Raw genomic sequence first — 23,122 nt, 5'->3', positions numbered from 1 at the left:
GGGCAGGGGCATGAGCAGTTCTGGCTCAGCCTGTTTGGGCGGAGAAAGGTCCGGCTCAGGCCTTAGGCCAACGGGCATTTGCCCCACCAGACTGGGGGGTACCAACATGGCGTACTGCTGGCCTGGGGGCAGCACCGCAACGGGGTTTTGCACTGGCCGCCAGTGGTGCTGGCACAGTTCGGGCACGCGATCGCGCAGGTAGTCAACCAGCTGCGCCAGGGTCAAGCACCCGTGGAACCGCATGCCCTCGATTAGCGCTTCGGTAAATAGGCCGTGGCGCACCGCCAGGGTTTCTTGAGAAAACTGGTCGGGCTGACACGAGAGCACCAGGGGGATGGCCATTTCTTGAGCCAGGGCCATTGACGGGGCACCCAGGCCCTGCTGGCCAGGGGCGACGGCCAAGGCGCTCTGGGGCCGGTTGATGTCGAGCATGATAATAGACTGGCGCTGCCCACCCTGGGCCAACCGCTTGAGCAGGGTTTCGACTAAAATGCCGGTTTGCTCAATTTGGTTGGGGTCGGCATCGATAGGCAGCAGGTAGTCTTGCCCCTGCCACTGCACCCCGTAGCCGCTAAAGAAAAACCACACGGTGTCATCGGGGCCAGCGCGATCGCAGCTTTGGGCCAGGCGCTGCAGCAGCACCTCGCGGGTGGGGGCCGCCGCGCCCTGGTACACCATGGGCGAAATATCGGTGAGCAGCGAGCAGTACTCGGCGGGCAGCCCCACCTCATTGACCAAAAAATCACGCAGTTCGAGGGCGTCGAACTGGGCATACATCAGGGGTTGAAGCGATTGATATTGATTGATGCCGACGATCACGGGCCAGTGGCTTGCCATGCCTTTTGGGTGCCTCCAGAGGGCGTAGATTCGAGATGAAAATTCACCTGCCATAGTAGCGCCTGCACGACTAAACGGAAGACTGGGCTAGCCGCTAGGGCCAGCGACAATTCTTAATTGACGATTGGCGGCTCTATCGCTACAGTTAAGGCACTTTTTGGGCATCCTGCGAGGATGTGTGGAGCAACAGGCTATGACCTTTTTTGCATGGAATACAGGGCGCGATCGCCAGTCTAAAGCAGCGTCTGTAGTTCTGGCGGCGCTAGTGGGCTTTGGCAGTGCGGCGGTACCTGCGCTGGTGGCCCCTCCCGTAGCTCAGGCCTACACCTCGCGGGTCAACGTGTTTTTGGTGCGTGAGCAAGGCGAAAGCTTTGATACCCTGGTCCAACGTTCTGAAATTGTGGCCCGCGCCGCCGTTCAGCGCAGTTTTGACGCCGACGTGCTGATGACCGATGTCATTGTCACGATCATTGGCGATAACCAGGGCGTATCTGTTCCGATCTTGACGGTGCCGGTCAGCCGTAGCGAATGGCAGCTCAGACCCGACGTGACCCAGTGGGCCAACTACTACGAAGCCGCTAGGTACCTGGTAGGTGACCAGGCCTCAGAGCCCCTTTAAAACCAAAATTGCGCATCTACGCCCTCTTGGCCTATAGTTGAAAGGTTGTGAAGTCTTAAGTATCTGTCATGGCGGTTCCCAAGAAGAAAACCTCCAAGCAAAAGCGTGACCAGCGTCGCGCCACCTGGAAGCGCACTGCAGCGCTCCAGGCCAAAAAAGCGATGTCTCTGGGCAAGTCTGTGCTCACCGGACGGTCCACTAGCTTTATTTACCCCAGCGCTGAAGACGACGAAGACGAGTAACGTCATCATTGGTGTTTCTTCTCGTTGTTGAAGAGGTCTACCAACGGCTTCGCGCTTGGAATGCTTGCTTTTAGTCGGCCTTCCCTCTTTGCTCCAGAGAGGTTGCGCTCCCTTTGACTTTGCTCAGGGAGCGTATTTGTTTGGAATACTACATTTTGTAAGCAAGGTAGAGCGTCTATCCTGCTTCTTGAGTTAGCTTGGCGGCAGATATAGCCATCGCCATTGGGGGTAGGACATGCTCCATACCGCTTTTGGGCGACGGCTGTAGGCCAAGATCATATCTCCTACTTCTGCCAATACCATGAACCAGCTCGACTCGAACCCGGAATCACGCATGTGGGCCATGCTTGCCCACCTCAGCGCTCTGTCCGGTTTTGTAATTCCTTTCGGCAATATTATTGGCCCTCTGATCATCTGGCTGGTCAAGCGCGACGAAATGTCCTTTGTCGCCGATCAGGGTAAAGAAGCGCTCAATTTCAATATCTCCATGACCATTTACATGATGGTGTCGGGGGTCTTAGTCTTTGTACTGATCGGAATTCCGCTGCTAATCGTGTTGGCCATAGCCTGGCTAGTGCTGGCTATTCTAGCGGCGGTAAAAGCCAACGAAGGCGTGGCTTATCGCTATCCCCTCACCATGCGATTGGTGAAGTAGATAGCTAGATAAATGGGCGAACTTCTGGCGCTAGGGGCGATCGCGGCGTAACGCGGGGTTTCTCATCAGTGCGAGGCCGTTCTACCGAGCCGTCAGAATCGTCAGGTCTTGCTGCTGAGGGGTCTGCTTCAGGCAGGTTTTCGGTCTCAGGCGGGCTTTGCGGCTCAGTCAGAGGGTCTGTAGTATCCGGCTCGACAACCTGCGGCTGCACCCCAGGCAATTTAGAGGCGGTATCCTCTGGGGCCGCTTCGCTATCTGGGTTACCGAAATTCTCCGGGAGGGTGACGTCGGGGGCACGCTCTTCGCTCCCTGGGATTGGCTCAGGGGCTGTAGTAGGATCTGCTTCTGGCTGGTTGGCCTGGCCGCGCCACTGCTTAAAGCGATCGCGCAACCCCTTAGCCTTTGGTGCTTGAGGCATAGATTGCTCTGGGGCAGCCGGAGGGACAGTTGGGCGTACGGGCACAGGCTCGGGCTGCGCCTCCGGCTGAGGCAGAACCGGGGGAACGAAGGGTTCTGCTGGTGGCGTTACCTGCTCAGTCCTATCTTTTGCCATATCCTCTTCCACTGTTTCCTTGGTCTCAGCTTCGGCGGCTTCAGGTTCGGCGGCGGTTGGGATTTCTACAGAAGATTGATCGGTTTGAGTAGAGTCATCCGCCTGTTCTTCTGCCGAAAATTGATCGGCTCCAGCACTCTCGGCGGCTGACGATGGCTCAGGTAGCAGAAAGGGGTTGGGCCGAGCCTCGTCTTCTGGCTCAGTCGGAGTGGGCATATCCTCGGTGGTGGCGTCTGGCTCTGGCTCAGCCAGCTCCGCTTCAGGTAGGTCTGTAGAGCCTGGCTGAGGTGACTCAGGTGCCACTTCTGGCTCAGTGGTTGGCTGCTCTGGTAACTCTGGAGCAACGGCAGAATCTTCAGGCTCTAGATCGTCTGACGATTGTTCAGGTTTCAATACCTGCTCCGGTTCTGGCGCGGAAGGGGCAGGGGGAACGTAGGTGGGGTCGATAATACCGGCTACTTCTTTCAGTCCCAGTTCGTCGCGTACCAGGCGAGCGAGGGTATCGCTGCCGCCGGGTTGGTAGTCGATGATGCGTACGGTGTTGTTGAAGCGGTTGTCGATGGGGTTGCCGCTTTCGTCAATTAGCTCAAGCTGTACCCAGTTGCGCCCTGGCTTAAAGCCCTTCAGCCAGATTGGCTGCCACTGGTCAAACACAAAGCTTTGATCGTTGACGGTGCAGCGAATACGCCAGTCGTGCAGGTCGTCGTTGGCTTCGGCCTGGGCGCTCATGTGCAGGGGCGCGTTGGTGAGGTAAAAGTCGAGCATGATCGGCTCGGCTCCGTAGGTGCCCTGGGGGCGGCTGTAGGTCAGCAGCGGCGCTTTGGCATTGAGTTCGTTTTGGGGCGTTGGGGCGACCACATGGAATGTGCGCTGGTCAAAAGCACCCTGGCTTTTGAAGCTTTCGTGCCAGGGTCGCGACGCAAAGACGCGCAAAGTGTGGGTACCGGGGGAAAGATCTGCGAAGGTGATCGGTTCTGACAGATCGTAGACGGCCTGGTAGGGTTCATTGTCTAAGAACAGATGCAGATGAGGCCCCAGCTCGTAGGTATCATCTTTAAACAACGGCAGACCGCGCACCTGGAGCCGGACGGTAACAGAGGTATCGTCGAGGACTTCGCCGGGGCGGGGGCTGAGAATGCGGACCTGGGGCGTGTAGGCATCGATAATTTGCTTTAGTGACTCTAGAGTTTCGGGAGGAGACACCTCAGCAATTTGCCCGCTAAGACGGTTGGGTTGGGGGGTCGGTTCTGAAATCAGCTCGGTGGGTTGCACGGGTTTGGCGCAGCTAGCCATACCCAAGGTAAGCAGCGCGATCGCCCCCAAAGTCACAACCTGGGCCACCACCTGGGCCGCCACTCGCCGCCCTAGTCCGATGACCCTGCGGATGAACCCCTGTGTCGTGCCCATGCTGCTGTTCTCTACGTCTTTACAACCAATACCATAGGCCACTTTAGGGTCTTTACAGCAATCGCCACACACGATTTTGCGAGCCTGGGAGAGCTGAGCTACACTGACTCGACGATACTCACTAAACGACAGGAGAGTGGTCTGAGATGCGGACGAAACAGGCTGTTGTACTGGTGCTCTCGCTAGTGATAGGGCTTTCGGCGGGGGCCGCCGCCGCCACCGCCTTCTACTGGAACCGGGCTACAGCGCTGCCCACCTGGTACAGCACCAGCGGGGCCGATACGGTTGTGGTCGATAGCAGGGCTGGCAGCGGCAACCTGCTTCAGAGCAAGCTGGCCAGCGGTCAGGGGGTGCGTTACAGCACCGATAATCGGGTCGAAATTTCACTGACCGAGGCTGAGCTAACTCAGCTGCTGGCGGAGGGTATTGCTCAGACACCTCAGGTGGCCCAGTTTTTGCCAGCGGCAGATAGCCTCAACGCTACGATTCGCGGCGATCGCGTGGCTGGCGGCATTGTCGTTAACCCTGCCGACCTGCCCACCCAAAGCCTGCCACCCCAAGCACAGCAGGCTCTAGAGACGGCGCTGAGCACCGTGCCTATGCTGGGCGATCGCCCCCTCTACATCGGCATCGAAGGCAGCCCCCGCGTTGACAATGGCCGCCTGGTGCTAGGAAACGACACCCGCGTACAAATTGGTCGGGTCAACCTGACCGTAGATGACGTGGCTCGCCTCACCGGCCTCGACCCGGCCCAGATTACCGAACGCATTAACCTTGCCCTGCCTCAGGCCGGGCTGACCCTCGACGGCCTAGAGTTTGTCGATGGCGAAGCGGTGCTGCGGGGAGTAGCCCAGTAAGAGCAGCACACCTATGCCGCCGAGTTGGTGGTCACCAGCGCCTCCAGTCGAGCCGTCAAGTCATCCTTGGCCACGACCCCTTCGACCGTGTCAACCCGCTCCCCATTCTGAAAGAAAATCAGGGTGGGGATGGCCATCACGTGGTACTGGAGGGCTAGGGCATCTTCTTCATCGACGTTGAGCTTGGCAACCTTGGCCCGCCCGGCAAAGGTTTCGGCCAGTTCTTCGATAATTGGGTTCATGATGCGGCAGGGACCACACCAGGCAGCCCAAAAGTCGATTAGCACCGGCACATCGCTTTGCATCACTTCGGCTTCAAAATTGTCGGCGGTGATGGTCAGATAGGTGGCTTCGTCGGCCATGGGGATACCTCCTTACAAGCTTAGGACTATAAATGAAACGTGAACAACAGTGGCATTAGAGTTCGCTTTCTACGGTACTGCATCCTGACCCTGGAAAGGCAGGGGCAGAGGTACTGCCCCTGCGATCGCAGCGCTTGTAGAACCGCCACAATAGCCTCTAGAACGAGGCGCTGAGCTACTTCTACAAAGCCATAAACACGTTATTGCTTCATTAGACTAGGTTACGAGTAAGCGGCCTGTGGACACTGGCTGCGCTCCCAAAGGGCGACCAGGCGTTGCTCCAGGTCTGTGCCTAGTTCAGCCACCAAAATGCCCTCGGCGCTGGTGCTATTGTCGGCTAGCCAGGTACCTCGCAGGGTCACTTCGAGCCAGTCAGTATCACAGGGGGCAATGTCGATCGCACCTGGCGATATTGACGTAAGCGCAGCGACCTCCGGTAGGTCAGCGGGCAAGGCAAAGGCTCCATAGCCGGGCTGTACGAACAAAGGTTGGCCAGCCCGCAGGGCAACAATACTGCGCTGGGCCACGACGGCTTCTACGCTGAGGTCTAATTGTTCAACCAATAAATCGGCATCGGAATAGGTCAACTTCAACATGAGCTCTCATGCCTTGAATACTTGTGAATTGCTATGAATTGGTTTCGGCGCTTAAGTTCTGCTGTGTCGAGGCGGCAGCGGTCCGCCGTAATCACGCGGTGGCCCACGGGCAAAGGAATTGGCTGTTGAAGGCCATGCCGTGAGCAAATACCGACGCGAACCCCTGGCGCTCTTGGCCAGCGGCGGCGGCAACGGTGCTGCAAACCCAAATCTGGAGCCTGATCGAAGCGGAACTAGCCGTGGACGGCCATTCCCAGGCGATTAGCTCCTTGGCGCTAAACCCCAAGAAGCTAACCCAGTTGGGAGGTCAGGTTAATGCTGAGACACAGAATGCTGGGAGAGAGGGCGGAGATATCGCTGACTGACGCAATACCCAATGCGATCGCCCTTGGCGAGGCATCCCCATAACTTGAGGGATGGCTTGAAGCCTAGGAACCGATCTTCCCAACGGCGATCGCCCCCGAGGGCAACCCCTGTAGATAGATCAGTCCTGCGAGCATCGCCCAGGGTCGCCCCACAGATGGGGTGCATCAGTCTGACCACGAGTCGGCCCATCAGGCCGCCAGTCAGGTCACCCATGCGGTCACTAAAGTAACCATCGAACTCCGCCGCCATGCCTAGCTGGCCAGCATCGCCCGTGGTGACGGCGATATCAAATGCGTTGCCAGTAGACAGGATTCGTAACATAGCGGAGTTCCTCAAGCGTGAAACAACAAGGCTTAGGAAGGCAGTGAGAGCACCGTTTTGCTTGGGCACCTGGCTTCAGGGGCTGAAGCTTGACGGATACGCTCGAATAACGTTAATACTACACGTGTAATACAAACGTGTCTAGTCTGTCTAAACTATTAAGTAGTGACCTGTAGTCCAGAATACAAATAGCCATGACACAGACCTGGCGACTCTCTTTAGTGTCGCCAACCGTCTGTTTGTGACCAGCCATCGAGCCCAATTTCTATGTTCTTTTTGGAGGTGTGCCCGACAATGCCAACCCTAACTCGCGTATCGACCACTGATATGGAAGTTACCAGCATTCGCCTGGAGCGATCGCTGAAGGAAAAACTCAAAGCCCTGGCGGGCGATCGGGGGTATCAGGCGTTGATTCGCGACATTCTTTGGCAGTACGTGGAGCAAGGGCCTGCAGAAGGCACTGTGCAAATTCAGCCCGACGATATTTGCGCCAGCTTTGGTGCAGTGGCCGAGCGCGATCAGGTGTGCGCCCTGACCGGTAATCCAATTTTGGCCCATGCGCCCATGCGGCTGGGGCTAACGGCCCAGGGTCGCCTGGTTCCCCTCAGTGTGGAGTAGCCGCGTAACCGCTTTAATCCCATTTCTGGGTTGCCTGGCTAGAACCACGACCCTAAGCAACCGTCAGGTCTGGTGGCGATTAATTCTGACAGAGGGGATCAATTCTGACAGAATAGAGAACGGTCTATTCTGGTGATTTAACCGATGACACCCAATACCGCCACCACCCGCCACCATCAGCAGTTGCTCACCCTGCGATCGCGAGGCAAGTCGCTCCAGCGCTTTACTGCTGAGGTCAACGAGGTGGTGCGCGCCTCCGGCATTGAGACTGGGCTGTGTACGGTGTTTTTGCGCCACACCTCCGCCAGCTTAATCATTCAGGAAAACGCTGACCCCGACGTGCTGGTGGATCTGGAGAACTTCCTGGCCCGGCTGGTGCCCGAGGGTAACCACTACATCCACAGCACCGAAGGCCCCGACGACATGCCCGCCCACATTCGCACCGTGCTGACCCACACCAGCGAAACTATCCCCGTCATGCAGGGGCGGCTGGCCCTGGGCACCTGGCAGGGCCTTTACCTGTGGGAACACCGGGCACGGGGTTCAGCTCGTGAGGTCGTGGTTCATGTCACAGGCTATTAGTATGGTGGATACCTTTGACCCGGTCGGTTACAGCGCTATCCCCACCCCGCCGGAGGGGTTTAGGTCGGGGTTTGTAGGCATTGTGGGCCGCCCCAACGTAGGCAAATCGACCCTGATGAATGCTTTAGTGGGCCAAAAGGTGGCGATCACCTCCCCCACGGCCCAGACCACCCGCAACCGCCTGCGCGGCATTTTGACCAATGACCAGGCGCAAATTATTTTTGTCGATACCCCCGGTATCCATAAGCCTCACCACGAGCTGGGCAAGATTTTGGTCAAAAACGCCCGAATGGCGATCGACTCGGTGGATGCCACCCTGCTAGTGGTGGATGGCAGTGTGGAGATGGGGCGGGGCGATCAGTTTGTAGCCGAGCTGCTGGCCCACAGTAGCGGCCCAGTAATCCTGGGCATGAACAAAGTTGACCAGCAGCCTGAGGACGAGGATGCGATCGCCCCCCTCGATGCCAGCTATCAGCGGCTAGCTGACGAACACGGCTGGCCCCTAGTCAAATTCTCGGCCCTGCATGAAACCAGCCTCGACACCCTGCTGGCCACCCTGATCGATCAGCTCGAACCTGGCCCTTACTACTACCCGCCCGACCTGGTCACCGACCAACCCGAGCGATTCATTATGGGCGAACTCATCCGCGAGCAAATTTTGCTGAACACGCGCGAAGAAGTGCCCCACTCGGTGGCGATCGCCGTTGACCGAGTCGAAGAAGACACCAAGATTACCCGCATTCTCGCCACCATCCACGTAGAGCGCGATTCGCAGAAGGGCATTTTGATTGGCAAAAAGGGCAGCATGCTGAAAGTGATCGGCTCCGATGCCCGCCAGCAGATTCAAAAGCTGGTGATGGGCCAGGTCTACCTGGAGCTGTTTGTCAAAGTCGTGCCCAAGTGGCGACAGTCCCGCAGCCGCCTTGAAGACTTCGGCTACCGAGTTGAGGAGTAAGTTATTTACTCTCCGGCTTGCTGTTTGAGCATGGCAATAACACTCTCAGATAGCCAAAGCCCAGCATCCTGCAAACGTGTTAGGCGATCGCCTAGGGAGTCAATCAGCCCTCGCCGTTTTGCTAGAACAAGTACCCCTCCAGTTCCCAGAGTTGCGATTCCTAAGGTACGGGCACAGCGGCGGGCGGCGGCATCGTCAATGATGGTTCGGTAGCCAGAGTTCTGCATCCCATAGCTGAGCACAGCTGATTCCCCTGCACCCAAATCCCAGGCAGCGATTTCAGAATTGATGGAAACTTCAACGGCTGTTGCCCAAGTAGCGTCGGGCAATTGCCGACTAACTGTATCATCTTGCGGAATAGTTACCTCTTGCCAAACCGTTTGGGGAACCAATATCTCACGAAAGAGTTTTGGTAAAAGTTCGGCCTGCCCACTTTTGAACAGCACAATCAGCGGTGAGGCGTTTACCACAACCCGCTCAAGTGACATCAGTTAATTCCTGAGCAAGTTCTTCAGCCGTGTACTGAAGCACTGATACCTTATAGCGAGCTAGAGCATTGATGAAGCCCGCACGAGACAAACCAGCAATCTCAGCCGCTTTGCCTTGGGAAACTTCACCTAGCTCGTACCATTTGACTGCGGCGGCCACGCGCATTTCCTGGACAAATTCCTCTGGCGCTTTGCGAAGAGCTGAGAAAACTGTTTCTGGCAGCTGAATTTCGATACTTTGCATAGGAAATACTGTCGCTGTGAAATTTTTAGCTGCTTTGGAATTTTAGAAGCTAGGTTGGCAGCCCACGCCCCAATATTGTTATTCTATCGGCGATTTCTAGCTACAGAGATTTTGTAAGCGTCAGGCAACTCGTAACTGTCTAAACGTTGAGGGCTAATAGGTGAATTAGCATTGGGTTAGGGAAAAGCATCAACGACCAGTTCTAAATAACCTGTAACCGGATCGGGCTGGCGGTGTAGGCGCAGGTAAGGTAAGTTGGCGATCGCAATTTCCGCCGTCGTGCGAATCAAACAGCCCGGCATGATGTGCCCTCCATAGACTTGGCCCTGGGCATCGGCCACGGCCCCGTGCAAGTGCATGCCGTGCTGCGACAGCGTGCCGCTTAGGGAAATTAGCTCCAGCGGGCCAGCGATCGCACTCGCCTTCTCTGCCGCCGCAAACCGCAGCGATGCCTGGGTCAAACTGCCCAACCCCGTAAGAATCACCCCGGCCTCTAGCGCTTGGGCCTGGGCAAAAGCCTGCAATTCTTGCTTGAGATCTTGCCCAGGTGTGAGGCGAAGGCAGTAGGTTTGCATGGGGGAAAAGTGTTGGTGGGTAGGTGGGTAAGTACTTTTTTGATGCTGCCACACCCACTCATCCACCCATCCACCCCCTCACTCATCCACTCCTACGCCGACGCCTCATCATCCTGCTCTGCCCGAGCTGGGCGCGCTTCAAACACAGGGCAAACCCCCTCAGGGCTAACCTGTAGCCCATAGAGGGGAGAGTTGGGGTTACGGCAGCGGCCTTCGCGCTGGTGGCGGCAGGTTTGGCAGCTGGGAGGCTGCCAGGGGGTATCGCTGCTGGTCACCGTGCGCATCAGGTCGCGCTGGTTGAGGCCCTTGATTACCAGTTCGTGGCCCTGCCAGCGGGCCTGTACCAGGCCGGTGTCGGCCAGGGCGGCCCAGCGGGGATCAGTGGTGAGAGCCTCTGGCAGCAGCAGCAGCACGCTGTCGTCGATTTCGGTGATTTCGCCGTCAAAAATGGGTTCGGGGGCGGCGGGCTGAATGAAGCGATCGCCGATCGGAAACTCCACCTCGTTACCAGCGGAGGGCAGGTGAAGCTGGTAGCGGGTTTGCAGTTCTTCTAGGCCAGCTAGGTCGGCTAGGTGGGTGGGTTTGCCGTGGACAAAGGCCACGTGCTGGGGTCTGAGGTTGTGGATTAGCTGAGTGGTGCCAACGCGATCGCTGTGGGTAGTGAGCTGATAGGTGTCGAGCTGTACTTGCTCCGACTCTAGCTCTGGCACCAGGGTTTGCAGCCAGCCCAGGGTAGGGCCAGGGTCACTGCTGGTTGCCAGCAGTAGGTCGGCCATCGCGGTGGCAAAGGAGTCGGGCAGCAGCACCGTCCAGGCCTGATTCGAATTGCGACAGTGGTCACTGAGGTCAACTTCCCGGTGGGCAATCATAATGCAGGGGCAATCGGCTTCGGGATGGCCGTCTACGCCCAGACGCCGCACGCGGGGCAAAATGCGCTCGTCCCAAAACAGCGGCTGATGGCGGGCAAAATTTTGTACGCTGCTGGGAAACTCCGGCATCAGCTCTAGGTAGAGGTCGCAGCCCGCCGCCACGGTTTCATCGACCCAGACGGTAATATCTTGCCCGGTGAACTGGTAGTGGCTGCGCAACAGCATGACCAGCTCCTGGCCAATACCCAGGGTAGGGGTGGGCAGCAGCACCGATCGCCCCTGCTGCACCAGACTTTGGATCGTGCTGGCCAGTAAATTTTCCTGCTGACGGCGATGGGGGTGGCGAACGGTGCCAGCGCTGCCTTCGATAATCAGCACATCGGGCTTGAGGCCGCGCAGGGCCTCTAGGGGCAGGCCATCCACCAGCCGCGAGTTGGACATAAAAAAATCGCCCGTAAAAAACACCGTGTAGGGGCGCTGGGGCGAATGGTAGGTAAACAGGGCACAGGCGGCCCCCGGTAGGTGACCCGCTGGCCAGATCTGCACGGTCAGGTCGTCGGCCAGACTAATCGGGGTTTGCCAGGGCAGCGCCTGACACAGGTGGGGCGGCACCGTTTCGCCCAGCCAGTTGAGCGGCAGCAGTTGGGCCGTCACCTCGCTGCCGTAGATGGGCACCTGAGGGAACCTCTGGCTAAACTCTCGCACGCCGCGAGCGTGGTCGCTGTGGGCATGGCTGCAAAAGAGCAGGTCGGCGGTTTCAATGCGATCGCGGGCAGCCTCTAGCGCCGCCAAGTCGCGCAGCCCACAGTCCAGCACAATCCGATGGGGACCCATGCGCAGCTCTAGGCACAGCCCTTCTTGGCCGTGACCCGCACCGAACGGAAAGCAGACCAGATTACTCACGGAATGGCAAACACCCTAAGCAGCGGCTACCCTAAGCAGCGGCACAGTTAGCCGATGAACTGGGCCAGTAGCTGAGCTAAAGCTTAGCAGGCCTAGTGGGCTGAACCGTTACCATGGTACTGGTCGGTGTCGTAGAAGCCGTTTTTGGTGCCAAAGAATAGGGTGGCAACCACAAACAATCCGGTCAGTATAGCGAGAACGAGTTTGATATCCATAGGAGCAGTAGGGATGATAAGAAGGTCGGTGTGATCGGAGCCTTGGTTTTGAGTCATCTTAACAAGCCTGCCCCAGAAGACAATGTAAAGCTTTTTAATCAGCCTGCTCCCATTGCGCCAGACTGGCTGGCGCGATCGTCGCTGGAGGTCGCCCCCGATCTACTGGGCTGTCGGCTGGTGCGCCGCTGGGCCGATGGTCGCCAGCTCAGCGCCACCATTGTTGAAACCGAGGCCTATACCGAGGGCGACCCGGCCTGCCATGCCTACCGCCGCGAAACGACCCGCAATCGGGTCATGTTTGGCCCCCCCGGTTTTAGCTATGTGTACCTGATCTACGGCATGTACCACTGTTTTAATGTGGTCACCGATCGCGATCGCATTCCCAGCGCCGTCCTTATTCGCGCTGTCGAACTCGACGCAATGCCCCCCTGGCTAGAGGGGTATCGGGCCGAAAAAACTGTCCGCTGGGGGGCTGGCCCTGGCAAGCTATGCAAGCTTCTGGATATCGATCGCACCCTCACCGACCTGCCCCTAGTGCCAGCGACAGGGCTCTGGCTAGAGCATCGAGATTCTGACTGGCAGCGGCGGCTTGAGGTGGGGGAAATCGGTTTTACCCAAACCACCCGCATCGGTCTGACCCAGGGGGCCGATCTGCCCTGGCGCTGGTACGTCACAGATTCGAAAGCGGTGTCGAAGCGATAAATTCTCCAGGGCAGAAACCGGGTTGCTTACTTTTCCCCGCCTACAGTCAGGGTTTGGGGCAGAAACCCGGTTTCTCAGCTGAGGGACTTTTGGTAGGTCAGGTAGGTTTCTTTGATGGTGAATCCTACGGACTCGTACAGCCCCGTGGCCTGGTTGGGGTTTTGGGTATCGACCCCTAGCAGGACGGAATCCATACCTGCCAGGTGCAGTTGGTGCAGCCCTTGCAGCAGCATCGCCCGCGCCAGACCAAGGCGGCGATAACCTCTCCGGGTGCCCAAAATTGTAATCCAGCCTTCATTGCGCAGCCTACGGGCGTTTTCGTCGTGGTCGACGTGGCCTTTGCAGAACCCGGCTAGGTTGCCGTCGGGAGCCGTCACCACCCAGTCAAGTTCGGGCTGGTAGGTGGGGTAACCGAGACGAAACTGGCGATCCTCCAGCGTCATCGGCGTAAAGTTCCAGTGATCGATAAAGCTCTCGTTGAACATCTCCACCCAGGCGAGGGCCTCGTCGGCGTTGGTTGGGCGCGAAGTAAAACCTGGCGGAAACTGCGGCTGGGGGATCGGGTCAGCCAGCGATCGCGCCATATCGTGAAACTGGCGAATGATCTCATAGTTCGCCGTCTCGTAGATGGCCCGGTAGTAGGAAGCATCGCTTCTGGCCCCGGCGCAGAGTTTGGCGGGACGCTGGGCGACAGTGGCCTGCTCTTGAACCTGCTGCTCAGCCCAGCTCAGTAGTTCGGCTTCTAAATGAGCGCCGCGATAGTCGGGATGCACGGAGACGCCCACCCAGCCTTCCAGAACGTCGGTGGGGTCTTCGATCCACAGAGCTACAATGCCTACCAGTTGACCCTGAGCGGTTTCCCACAGCTGGTGGTATTGGGTGCCGCCGGGGGGCGGGTGGTCGAGACGGCGCTGAAGATTTTCGAGCGAGGGGGCACGGTCCAGGCGATCGACCTGGTCGCAGATCTCGTAAAAGGCGGCGATCGCAGGCAAATCTTCGGCTCCTGTACTGGGGCGCGAGTTGACCGACATCAGTAGGTGTTTCGTCATAGATTCAGCAGATTCGGGGGGCTTCAGTCTGCTACACCTTGACCGTCGCCGCTTCCTGACGTTAAAACGCCTCTTAACCAACTCTTACGATTTCTCCCCTAAGTTATAGAGGGATTTATCCTTGGGGGTTAGCCAGGGATTTATCCTGAGGTTGCACCTGGTTGACCTGAGAGCAAATTGTGATCCTATGAGTATTCAAACTATTTCCACCCAGCCCTACAGTGACCAAAAGCCTGGCACCTCGGGCTTACGCAAAAAAGTTAAGGTTTTTCAGCAGCCCAACTATCTAGAAAACTTTGTGCAGGCGATCTTTGATAGCCTGGAGGGCTTTCAAAACCAGACCCTGGTGGTGGGTGGCGACGGGCGCTACTACAACCGCGAAGCGATTCAAATTATTCTTAAAATGGCGGCGGCTAACGGTTTTGGCCGGGTGCTGGTGGGCCAGGGCGGCATTCTCTCGACCCCGGCGGCCTCCTGCATCATTCGCAAGAACAACGCCTTTGGCGGCATTATTCTCTCGGCCAGTCACAACCCTGGCGGCCCCGACGAAGACTTTGGCATTAAGTACAACACCGGCAACGGCGGCCCGGCCCCCGAGGGCATTACCGACGCGATCTACAATCGCAGCAAGACCATCAGCGAGTACAAAATTCTCGATGCCTCGAATATTGACCTCGATCGCGTTGCCACCCACAGCCTGGGCCACACCACCGTCGAGGTAATCGACTCGGTGAGCGACTACGGGGCACTGATGGAAACCCTGTTTGACTTTGGCCAGATCAAACAGCTGCTCTCGGGCGGCAATTTCCGCTTCTGCATGGATTCGCTGCATGCGGTGACTGGCCCCTACGCCAAAGCCCTGTTTGAGCGCAGGCTGAACGCTCCGGCGGGCACTGTGGTGAATGGCGAACCGCTGGAAGACTTTGGCGGCGGCCACCCCGACCCCAACCTGGTCTACGCCCACGACCTGGTAGAGATTATGTTTGGCGACAATGCGCCCGACTTTGGCGCGGCATCGGATGGGGACGGCGATCGCAACATGGTGCTCGGCAACAACTTCTTTGTCACCCCCAGCGACAGTCTGGCGGTGCTGGCCGCCAACGCCACCCTGGTGCCCGGCTACCGCAACGGCCTGGCCGGGATTGCTCGCTCGATGCCGACCAGCCAGGCCCCCGATCGCGTGGCCGAAAAGCTGGGCATCGACTGCTACGAAACCCCCACCGGCTGGAAGTTTTTTGGCAACCTGCTGGATGCGGGCAAGGCCACCCTCTGCGGCGAAGAGAGCTTCGGCACCGGTTCCAACCACATCCGCGAAAAAGACGGGCTGTGGGCGGTGCTGTTCTGGCTGAATATTTTGGCGGTGAAGGGGCAGTCGGTTGAGGAAATCGTCAAAGAGCACTGGGGCACCTACGGGCGCAACTACTACTCGCGCCACGACTATGAGGGGGTGGAGAGCGATCGCGCCAATACCCTGATGGACAACCTGCGCCAGGGGCTCGGTTCGATGCCGGGCAAAACCTTTGGCCCCTACACCGTTGAGTATGCCGACGACTTTGCCTACACCGACCCGGTGGACGGCAGCGTGGCCAAAAACCAGGGCGTGCGGATTGGCTTTACCGACGGCTCGCGGATTGTCTTTCGCCTATCGGGTACGGGCACCTCGGGCGCCACTCTGCGGCTGTACGTAGAGCGCTATGAGGCAGACCCGGCGAAGCATAACCAGGATACTCAAGAGGCGCTGGCCGATTTGATTAGTCTGGCTGACGAGATCGCCCAGATCAAAACGCTGACCGGGCGCGACCAGCCCACGGTGATCACCTAGGCATTCAGACCTCCGAGGTTTTCAAAACCTCGGAGGTCTAGGCTTCTGTTAGTCTACTGGCCGATCGCGCCTCAGCAGGCTAAACACCTCTCCCTGCTCTGGGGTAATCAAAATCCCTGAGGAGGGAATGGTAATCAACTGACTCCACTCGCGCTGTTCGGCGTACCGGAGCAGATGCAGGTGGTTAATTGCCCCTCGCACTCCTTGGGGCGAGCCAATCACCAGATGGCACAATCGCTCGCGATCGGGCTGGGGTTTGGTGTTTGCAAGGCGCAGGGGATTGAGACCTCCGAGTTCTTGCAGAACTCGGAGGTCTTGACGGGTAAAACACAACATAGTTGAGGGATTCCTTTTTTGAGAGTGGGTAAGGAATCCCAAAAAGTTAGCCGCCCCAGACGTTGTGCAGTTCGGGGCGGCCTGGGCAATAATAGCCCTAGCCTCCGAGACAGCCGTTTCTGTCGGAGGGGTCAGCCGCTGGTTGGTGGTACCAACACCTTCCAGTGGCGTTTGACTAAATTTTTGGGAAGCACAGCTGCACGCACACAGCCATCCAGCAAAAATACCCCATCCTTTAACCGAGCGCAAGTTAAAAATGCTACAGGTTTGAAGGCATTTCATCGGGCGATGACATCGCTCAGCGAATGGGTAGCACCCGTAGATTGCGCGCTGTTACCTCCGTCGAACAGTACAAGATATACGCCACCTGTAGGGACGAATAGCGTTCGCCCAATGCAAGGTTTACGCTAAAATCCGGCTCACCAAAACCTATTTGGTTGCTCCAGTGGGGCTGGGCAAACAACCGTTTGCCCCTACAAGGCTCAAGACGATTGCCTTTGCTGCAAGCGTCCCAAATTTCGCTGAACCGTCTTGGTGTATGGATGCTCGTTGCCCAAGAGCCGCTTGAACATCGCCAGGGCGTCTTGGTAGAGGGGTTCGGCCTCCCCATAGCGGCCTTGATTGTCGTAAAGCCCAGCCAGATTATTGAGGCTAAGGGCGACAGCGGGATGCTCGTCACCCAAGAGCCTTTTGTACATCGCCAGGGCGTCTTGGTAGAGGGGTTTGGCCTCGCTGTAGCGCCCTTGATTTTTGTAGAGCCCAGCCAGATTATTGAGGCTACGGGCGATATCGGGATGCTCGTCATCCAAGAGCCGTTTATACATTGCCAGGGCGTCTTGGTAGAGGGGTTCGGCCTCGCTGTAGCGGCCTTGATTTTTGTAGAGACTGGCCAGATTATTGAGGCTACGGGCGACAGCGGGATGCTCGTCACCCAAGAGCCGTTTATACATTGCCAGGGCGTCTTGGAGGAGGGGTTCGGCCTCGCTGTAGCGGCCTTGATTTTTGTAGAGACTGGCCAGATTATTGAGGCTACGGGCGACAGCGGGATGCTCGTCACCCAAGAGCCGTTTTTTCATCGCCAGGGCGTCTTGGAGGAGGGGTTCGGCCTCGCTGTAGCGGCCTTGATTGTCGTAGAGCAAGGCCAGATTATTGAGGCTAGTGGCGACATCGGGATGCTCGTCACCCAAGAGCCGTTTTCTCATCGCCAGGGCGTCTTGGAGGAGGGGTTCGGCCTCGCTGTAGCGGCCTTGATTGTCGTAGAGCAAGGCTAGATTACTGAGACTTTGGGCGACATCGGGATGCTCGTCACCCAAGAGCCGTTTTCTCATCGCCAGGGCGTCTTGGTAGAGGGGTTCGGCCTCGCTGTAGCGACCTTGATTGTCGTAGAGCAAGGCTAGATTATTGAGGCTAGTGGCGACATCGGCATGCTCGTTGCCCAAGAGCCGTTTTCTCATCGTCAGGGCGCCTTGTAAGAGGGGTTTGGCCTCGCTGTAGCGACCACGATCATCCAGATAACTTGCAATTTGATGCAGTAGTCTTCCAGTTGATTCAGTTTCAATCGCAAAGCGCTGTTGCCAACCTACTAAAGCCAGGGCATGGGGCAGCAGGCGATCGCACACCAACCAATTCGCAAACTCAGGGTCTGGAAACCCCCCATTCATCGCCTCCAACAACTGCCGAATCAAGCTTTCCTGCGCCGCCTCATCCAGCCCATCGCGAATCACCTCCTGCACTAGCCGATGCACGCTAAAGGTTTGCTCTTCCACATCGCGCACCACTAGCGAAAACCGCCCCGCTTCCCGCAGCAGCGCCATATACTCCAGCGGCTCAGCCAGGGCACTCTGCAACGGTTCCTCAAACGCCGCACCGTCTTTAAACACCTCTTCTGGAATGCCATCCGGAGCCAAAAACGCACACAGATTCAGCAACGCCGCCACCGCCGGTAGTCGCTGGCTCGCCACCTGCACCGCCAGCCCAAACGTAATCGTCACCGAAGAATGGTCGAGGGCGTTGTCTCCCCGCTGGGCCAATAGCTGCGGCCCAGCCGTTTCGTAAAGCCGCAAATATTCCTTCAGGTTAGAGGGCGTTTCTAAAATGTAGGCCCCCGCCTGGTCTAGGGCCAGCGGTAGCCCATCCATCTGCGCACACAGCGCCAGCACCAAAGCTTGATCGGCCTCTGTAGCTTCTTCCCATGCGCCCTCTTTGCCCACCCTGCCACTGCGCCGCAGCAAAAACAGCGCCCCTTCCTGCGGTGGCATTTTTAGTACTGGCACGCACACCGCCAGCGGGCGCGTCTCCGAGGCACGAGTGGTCAGCAAAATGTGGCCCCGATCGCACAGCGCCAGCCAGTCTCGCACCAGCTCCAGGTGGTCGGCATTATCTAGCACCAGCAGCCAGCCAGTGTTTTTGCTCAACCAGCCCCTCACCGCCTGCACCACCACCGCTTGGTCGGCCTCCTGGCTCAGCGCCAGCCCCAGGTCTTGGGCCAGGGCCGTCAGCCCCGACATTAGCTCATCCACGGTTTCGGCCCGCACCCACAGCACAGCGTTGTACTGCCCTCGGTAGCGATGGGCATACTCCGCCGCCGTCTGCGTTTTGCCCACGCCGCCCAGGCCGCTTAGCGCCGCTGGTTCCCCCGCTGCCATCGCCTGGTGAATCTGCGCTAGCACGTCCTCTCGCCCGGTAAAGAACGGGTTCCGGCGCGGAGCCAAAAACAAGGGGCCATTGTTCGGGCTGTTCGATGCAACTGGGTTGGGTTCTCCCAAAATCTCGTTCAGCAGTTCTTGCACCACCGCCAGCCCTGGGCCGCCCGTGCCCTCTGCCCACTGCAACAAAACAGACGTGCGATTTCCCTGGGCGGCAATGTCAGGGGGAATAATTCCTGGCGGCGGATTTAGGCTAAAGGCCAACTCCCCAAACTGCGGCCCCGGCAACCCGTTTAGCGTGCGAATGAGCTTGAGCCGCTGAATGGCCGATAGCTTGGGCGGGTTAGAGAGTGCTTCGCCAGAGGTCATAGGGTCGCTGTAGAGCCTGCCCCAAAGATAACCCAGACTGCCATCTTCCCTATTGGTGCATTGCTTCGCGAATGCACCCTACGCTAACCAACGTGTTCGGTACTTTATTTCAGCGCACGTCTCTAAACGGTGCGATCGCACCCCACACCCCAAATCCAGCCGGTCATTGCTTGAATTCACCCTCTGCTTGAACCAAAACATCGTCGTGATCTAGCCCAAAATCAAAGTGATCATTGAATTCACCTTGGTGATCATCGAATTCACCGTGATGATCATTGAATTCACTTTGCGATCCATAAGGATCACTTTAGTGTTCTAAATAAAAATGAAAGTGTTTATTATGAATGGACACCTGTTCATTGAATTCACCCGCGTGTTTTCAATAAACACCCGCCTTTTCTAAAGAAACACCCTCATCATTAAAGGCGCAGCCCGCATTATTTTTAAACATGGCCGCAAAAACACCGAGAGCGCCAGGTCAATAGCGACACGCTAAACCCCGTAGAAGTATCAGGTCAGCAGGTGGGGGCATTCTCGGCCTTAATCCAACCCAGCTATGAGGTAACGTGTTTTGCCTGGGCTCGTCCCCATGCTGGAGTATGGGGATGCACAATAGGGAGTCAGGTTACTTGGTCGTGGCCATGAGCTTTTTCATCCATTCTTCACGCCCATAGACCCCAGCTAGCAAATCAGAAACCTTAAAGACCTGGCCCAACTCATCCCACAGAATATATTGACCGCCACCATACACCTCCACCTTCGCCAGTTGCTCATCCGTTAGCCCTACCAACGGTAGCCAAGCATCGGCCCCACTCTGCACCATTTCTAGCAGCCTCACAGGCCAAGCATGACGAGAACTGTCCCTGAGTGTAACAACGACTTCTTGGGTAGCTGCGTCATAGACAACGCTATCGGCCAGCTTAAATTCTTCGCTAGACATAATATTTTTGAGCTTCTATTTTCAGGTATTGCAGATTGGCTTGGCATAGCGCCAGGGCTGCTCTGGTGTGCTTAGGGTTAGTTGTATTTTGGTGTTTCTGACCTTTGTAGACGCTGGTCTATTCTATGGCTCCACCGCCCGCCAGTCAGGACAGACTCTTCCCCAAGCTCCAGCAGGGAAAACAATCCCTATACGCTCCTACATTGCCTAAATTTAGCGCCCAAATTTAACAATGCTCTGTGCTCGACTACAGCCTTGGCTCCTCTGCCCCTCTGCCCCCTGGCTCCCCCGCTCCTGTCAATAGCTCTACCCAGAAGAAACTACACCCATTCGAACCTTAAACCTTTCTGGGCCTAAACCCGTTCATAACCTATTTCCTTTACAGTGACGAAAAAAGGCATCGCAGATCACGACCCTCGCCCATTCTGCCCCTGTTCAGGAGTCCCCCATGGCCATTCCCCCCAATTGCCCCACGGTCGATATTGAGGACGATCGCACTGGTCTCAGCGTCGATACTCTGCGGCGGGCGCTGGCCGACAACCTGTTCTACATTCAGGGCAAGTGGCCCAAAGTCGCCAGCCGCAACGACTTTTACCTGGCGCTGGCCTACACAGTGCGCGATCGCATGATGCAGCGCTGGCTCAACTCCACCCGCACCTACCTCAAGCCCGAGGTGCGAGTAGTGGCCTACCTGTCGGCTGAGTTTTTGCTGGGGCCACACCTGGGCCGCAATTTGCTCAATTTGGGCATTACCGAGCCGGTCAAGCAGGCGATCGCAGAATCGGGCCTCAATTTTGACGAGCTGGCCGCGCAGGAAGAAGAACCCGGCTTGGGCAACGGCGGCCTGGGCCGACTCGCCGCCTGCTACATGGAATCGCTAGCTAGCCTGCAAATTCCCGCCATTGGCTACGGCATTCGCTACGAATTTGGCATTTTTGACCAGGACATTCGCGACGGCTGGCAGGTCGAAATCACCGACAAGTGGCTCCAGTACGGCAACCCCTGGGAAATCCCTCACCCCGAATCGGCGGTTACCGTGGGCTTTGGTGGCTACACCGAGGGCTACACCGACTCGGATGGCCGCTACCGCAAGCGCTGGATTCCCGCCAAGCAGGTAAAGGGCATTCCCCACGACACGCCAATTCCGGGCTACAGCGTCAACACCATCAACACCCTGCGCCTGTGGAAGGCCGAAGCGGTGGAATCGTTCAATTTTCAGTCGTTTAATGTGGGCGACTACTACGGTGCCGTCAACAGTAAAGTCACTTCTGAGAATATCTCTAAGGTGCTCTACCCCAACGACGAGCAGATCGAAGGCAAGCAGCTGCGCCTAGAGCAGCAGTTTTTCTTTGTCTCCTGCGCCCTTCAGGATATGATTCGCATTCACCTGGCCTCGGGTCGTCAGCTGGAGCACTTCCACGAAAAGTTTGCCGCCCAGCTCAACGACACGCACCCTGCCGTCGGCGTCGCCGAATTGATGCGCCTGCTGCTCGATCAGCACGGCATCGAGTGGGACAAAGCCTGGCACATTACCCAGCACACCTTTGCCTTTACCAACCACACGCTGCTGCCCGAAGCGCTGGAGAAGTGGCCGATTTCGCTGTTTGGCGGCCTGCTGCCCCGCCATCTGGAGATTATCTTTGAAATCAACCAGCGGTTTATGGATCAGGTGCGGGTGCAGTACCTGAACGACCCCGCCAAACTGGCCAGCCTGTCGCTAATTGACGAATCTGGCGAGCGCTACGTGCGGATGGCCAACCTGGCCAGCCTGGGCAGCTACGCCATCAACGGGGTGGCCGCCCTGCACAGCGAGCTGGTCAAACAGACCATTCTCAAAGACTTTCACGAGCTGTTTCCCAGCAAAATTCGCAATGTTACCAATGGCGTTACCCCCCGGCGCTGGCTGGCTCTCAGCAACCCCCGCCTGGCCGCGCTCTACACCGAAAAGCTGGGCGACGGCTGGCTGCAGGATATGGATCAGCTGCGATCGCTGGAAGGCTATGCCGATGATCCCGGCTTTCGGCAGTACTGGCGGCAGATCAAGCGCGACATCAAGCAAAATCTGGCCACCTATATTCACAGCCGCACTGGTATCGCCGTCAGCCCCGACTCGCTGTTCGACATTCAGGTCAAGCGCATTCACGAGTACAAGCGCCAGCATCTCAACGTGCTGCACATTATCACCCTCTACGAACGGCTGAAGCAAAACCCCAACCTGGATATCACCCCCCGCACCTTTATCTTTGGCGGCAAGGCGGCCCCCGGCTACCACATGGCCAAGCTGATGATTAAGTTCATTACCGCCGTCGGCGATGTGGTGAACAACGACAGCGCCATCGGCGATCGCCTCAAGGTAGTCTTTTTGCCCGACTACAACGTCACCTTTGGCCAGCGCGTGTATCCCGCCGCCGATCTGTCCGAGCAAATCTCGACCGCTGGCAAAGAAGCCTCCGGCACCGGCAACATGAAATTTTCCATGAATGGTGCCCTCACCATCGGCACCCTCGACGGGGCCAACGTCGAAATTCGCCAGCAGGTGGGCGACGAAAACTTCTTTCTCTTCGGCCTCACCACCGACGAGGTAACGGCCCTCAAAGCCAGCGGCTACAACCCCTGGGACTACTACACCAGCAACCCCCAGCTCAAAGAGGTGATCGACCTGGTTAACTGCGGCTTCTTTGCCCAGGGCAACCCAGAGCTGTTTAAGCCCCTCACCGACAACCTGCTCCACAGCGACCCCTACCTGCTGCTGGCCGACTACCAGGCCTACATCAATGCCCAAGACCAGGTCGGCACCGCCTACCAGGACCAAGAAAACTGGTCGCGCATGTCCATTCTCAACGCGGTGCGGATGGGTAAGTTTTCCAGCGATCGCTCCATCCGCGACTACTGCAACGACATCTGGAAAGTGTCGCCCGTGCCGGTCGAGCTGCTAGAGTACGACCAGTCGCAGGCGGGGCTGAAGGTGTAGGCGGGTGGATGGGTGGATGGGTGG

The 23,122-nt window shown here is 57.7% G+C and carries 24 protein-coding genes; 10 read left to right on the top strand and 14 right to left on the bottom strand.

The window, feature by feature from the left end; genetic code table 11:
- Positions 1 to 837 (bottom strand): caspase family protein (locus IQ273_RS13235; RefSeq protein ID WP_194023645.1); only part of this gene is annotated, 837 nt, incomplete at its 3' end.
- Between the two features lie 193 nt (positions 838 to 1,030).
- Here IQ273_RS13235 and IQ273_RS13230 point away from each other — a divergent pair.
- The 3 genes from IQ273_RS13230 to IQ273_RS13220 all read left to right on the top strand — a co-directional run bounded on the left by IQ273_RS13230 (position 1,031) and on the right by IQ273_RS13220 (position 2,353).
- A complete protein-coding gene (locus IQ273_RS13230) occupies positions 1,031 to 1,456 on the top strand; it encodes a hypothetical protein (protein ID WP_228052963.1) in 426 nt (141 codons plus the stop codon).
- 68 nt (positions 1,457 to 1,524) lie between these two features.
- Entirely contained in the window at positions 1,525 to 1,698 is a 174-nt protein-coding gene (gene rpmF, locus IQ273_RS13225; RefSeq protein ID WP_194023643.1) for a 50S ribosomal protein L32, read from the top strand.
- Between the two features lie 301 nt (positions 1,699 to 1,999).
- The gene (locus IQ273_RS13220) at positions 2,000 to 2,353 is read left to right on the top strand and encodes a DUF4870 domain-containing protein (RefSeq protein WP_194023642.1); all 354 of its coding nucleotides are present in this window, start codon (positions 2,000 to 2,002) and stop codon (positions 2,351 to 2,353) included.
- Between the two features lie 4 nt (positions 2,354 to 2,357).
- Here IQ273_RS13220 and IQ273_RS13215 read toward each other — a convergent pair whose 3' ends face one another.
- On the bottom strand, positions 2,358 to 4,313 hold the full coding sequence (locus tag IQ273_RS13215) for a hypothetical protein (protein WP_194023641.1): 1,956 nt from the start codon (positions 4,311 to 4,313) through the stop codon (positions 2,358 to 2,360).
- A gap of 146 nt (positions 4,314 to 4,459) precedes the next feature.
- Here IQ273_RS13215 and IQ273_RS13210 point away from each other — a divergent pair, with 146 nt between their 5' ends.
- On the top strand, positions 4,460 to 5,170 hold the full coding sequence (locus IQ273_RS13210) for a hypothetical protein (protein ID WP_194023640.1): 711 nt from the start codon (positions 4,460 to 4,462) through the stop codon (positions 5,168 to 5,170).
- A gap of 11 nt (positions 5,171 to 5,181) precedes the next feature.
- Here the strand turns inward: IQ273_RS13210 and trxA are convergent, their stop codons facing one another.
- From trxA to IQ273_RS13195, 3 genes are all read right to left on the bottom strand, one after another.
- Positions 5,182 to 5,532, bottom strand: coding sequence for a thioredoxin (trxA, locus tag IQ273_RS13205; RefSeq protein WP_194023639.1), 351 nt, complete (start codon positions 5,530 to 5,532; stop codon positions 5,182 to 5,184).
- A 221-nt stretch (positions 5,533 to 5,753) separates the two neighbouring features.
- Complete coding sequence (locus IQ273_RS13200; protein WP_194023638.1) at positions 5,754 to 6,128, bottom strand: alr0857 family protein; 375 nt, start codon at positions 6,126 to 6,128, stop codon at positions 5,754 to 5,756.
- 312 nt (positions 6,129 to 6,440) lie between these two features.
- Positions 6,441 to 6,815 (bottom strand): hypothetical protein, encoded by a 375-nt coding sequence (locus tag IQ273_RS13195; protein WP_194023637.1) that lies wholly within the window; start codon positions 6,813 to 6,815, stop codon positions 6,441 to 6,443.
- 294 nt (positions 6,816 to 7,109) lie between these two features.
- Between IQ273_RS13195 and IQ273_RS13190 the strand changes: the two genes are divergently transcribed.
- The 3 genes from IQ273_RS13190 (at position 7,110) to era (ending at position 8,970) form a co-directional block, all read left to right on the top strand.
- Positions 7,110 to 7,433, top strand: a complete 324-nt coding sequence (locus IQ273_RS13190; protein WP_194023636.1) for a hypothetical protein — start codon at positions 7,110 to 7,112, stop codon at positions 7,431 to 7,433.
- Between the two features lie 144 nt (positions 7,434 to 7,577).
- Positions 7,578 to 8,015 (top strand): secondary thiamine-phosphate synthase enzyme YjbQ, encoded by a 438-nt coding sequence (locus tag IQ273_RS13185; RefSeq protein ID WP_194023635.1) that lies wholly within the window; start codon positions 7,578 to 7,580, stop codon positions 8,013 to 8,015.
- Positions 7,999 to 8,970, top strand: a complete 972-nt coding sequence (gene era / locus IQ273_RS13180) for a GTPase Era (protein ID WP_313898103.1) — start codon at positions 7,999 to 8,001, stop codon at positions 8,968 to 8,970. Before IQ273_RS13185 ends, era begins: the two co-directional genes overlap by 17 nt.
- Positions 8,971 to 8,975: 5 nt before the next feature.
- Here the strand turns inward: era and IQ273_RS13175 are convergent, their stop codons facing one another.
- From IQ273_RS13175 to IQ273_RS34390, 5 genes are all read right to left on the bottom strand, one after another.
- The gene (locus tag IQ273_RS13175; RefSeq protein ID WP_194023634.1) at positions 8,976 to 9,458 is read right to left on the bottom strand and encodes a DUF3368 domain-containing protein; all 483 of its coding nucleotides are present in this window, start codon (positions 9,456 to 9,458) and stop codon (positions 8,976 to 8,978) included.
- Positions 9,448 to 9,702, bottom strand: coding sequence for a UPF0175 family protein (locus tag IQ273_RS13170; RefSeq protein WP_194023633.1), 255 nt, complete (start codon positions 9,700 to 9,702; stop codon positions 9,448 to 9,450). Before IQ273_RS13170 ends, IQ273_RS13175 begins: the two co-directional genes overlap by 11 nt.
- A gap of 176 nt (positions 9,703 to 9,878) precedes the next feature.
- Positions 9,879 to 10,277 carry a PPC domain-containing DNA-binding protein gene (locus tag IQ273_RS13165; RefSeq protein WP_194023632.1) on the bottom strand — a complete coding sequence of 133 codons (399 nt, stop codon included), beginning with the start codon at positions 10,275 to 10,277 and terminating at the stop codon, positions 9,879 to 9,881.
- A gap of 92 nt (positions 10,278 to 10,369) precedes the next feature.
- On the bottom strand, positions 10,370 to 11,980 hold the full coding sequence (locus IQ273_RS13160; protein WP_194023647.1) for an MBL fold metallo-hydrolase: 1,611 nt from the start codon (positions 11,978 to 11,980) through the stop codon (positions 10,370 to 10,372).
- 161 nt (positions 11,981 to 12,141) lie between these two features.
- On the bottom strand, positions 12,142 to 12,264 hold the full coding sequence (locus tag IQ273_RS34390) for a hypothetical protein (RefSeq protein ID WP_255534497.1): 123 nt from the start codon (positions 12,262 to 12,264) through the stop codon (positions 12,142 to 12,144).
- A 111-nt stretch (positions 12,265 to 12,375) separates the two neighbouring features.
- Between IQ273_RS34390 and IQ273_RS13155 the strand changes: the two genes are divergently transcribed.
- Positions 12,376 to 12,966, top strand: coding sequence for a DNA-3-methyladenine glycosylase (locus tag IQ273_RS13155; protein ID WP_194023646.1), 591 nt, complete (start codon positions 12,376 to 12,378; stop codon positions 12,964 to 12,966).
- A gap of 74 nt (positions 12,967 to 13,040) precedes the next feature.
- Here the strand turns inward: IQ273_RS13155 and IQ273_RS13150 are convergent, their stop codons facing one another.
- Positions 13,041 to 14,015, bottom strand: coding sequence for a GNAT family N-acetyltransferase (locus IQ273_RS13150; protein ID WP_194023631.1), 975 nt, complete (start codon positions 14,013 to 14,015; stop codon positions 13,041 to 13,043).
- Positions 14,016 to 14,202: 187 nt separating this feature from the next.
- On the opposite strand from IQ273_RS13150, the gene IQ273_RS13145 reads away from it, so the two are divergent.
- Complete coding sequence (locus tag IQ273_RS13145; RefSeq protein ID WP_194023630.1) at positions 14,203 to 15,837, top strand: alpha-D-glucose phosphate-specific phosphoglucomutase; 1,635 nt, start codon at positions 14,203 to 14,205, stop codon at positions 15,835 to 15,837.
- A gap of 48 nt (positions 15,838 to 15,885) precedes the next feature.
- On the opposite strand, the gene IQ273_RS13140 is transcribed toward IQ273_RS13145, so the two are convergent.
- The 3 genes from IQ273_RS13140 to IQ273_RS13130 form a co-directional block, all read right to left on the bottom strand.
- Positions 15,886 to 16,173: a hypothetical protein gene (locus IQ273_RS13140; RefSeq protein WP_194023629.1), complete on the bottom strand. Its 288-nt coding sequence runs from the start codon at positions 16,171 to 16,173 to the stop codon at positions 15,886 to 15,888.
- Between the two features lie 482 nt (positions 16,174 to 16,655).
- Positions 16,656 to 19,187, bottom strand: coding sequence for an FxSxx-COOH system tetratricopeptide repeat protein (gene fxsT / locus IQ273_RS13135; protein ID WP_194023628.1), 2,532 nt, complete (start codon positions 19,185 to 19,187; stop codon positions 16,656 to 16,658).
- 625 nt (positions 19,188 to 19,812) lie between these two features.
- On the bottom strand, positions 19,813 to 20,127 hold the full coding sequence (locus IQ273_RS13130) for a hypothetical protein (protein ID WP_194023627.1): 315 nt from the start codon (positions 20,125 to 20,127) through the stop codon (positions 19,813 to 19,815).
- Between the two features lie 448 nt (positions 20,128 to 20,575).
- Between IQ273_RS13130 and IQ273_RS13125 the strand changes: the two genes are divergently transcribed.
- Positions 20,576 to 23,098, top strand: coding sequence for a glycogen/starch/alpha-glucan phosphorylase (locus IQ273_RS13125; RefSeq protein WP_194023626.1), 2,523 nt, complete (start codon positions 20,576 to 20,578; stop codon positions 23,096 to 23,098).
- The last annotated feature ends 24 nt before the right edge of the window (positions 23,099 to 23,122 follow it).

This window comes from Nodosilinea sp. LEGE 07298 (genome assembly GCF_015207265.1).
In the GTDB taxonomy this organism is placed as follows: domain Bacteria; phylum Cyanobacteriota; class Cyanobacteriia; order Phormidesmidales; family Phormidesmidaceae; genus Nodosilinea.
Note: the sequence above shows the minus strand (reverse complement) of the source record. Positions and strands in the feature narration are given on the sequence as shown.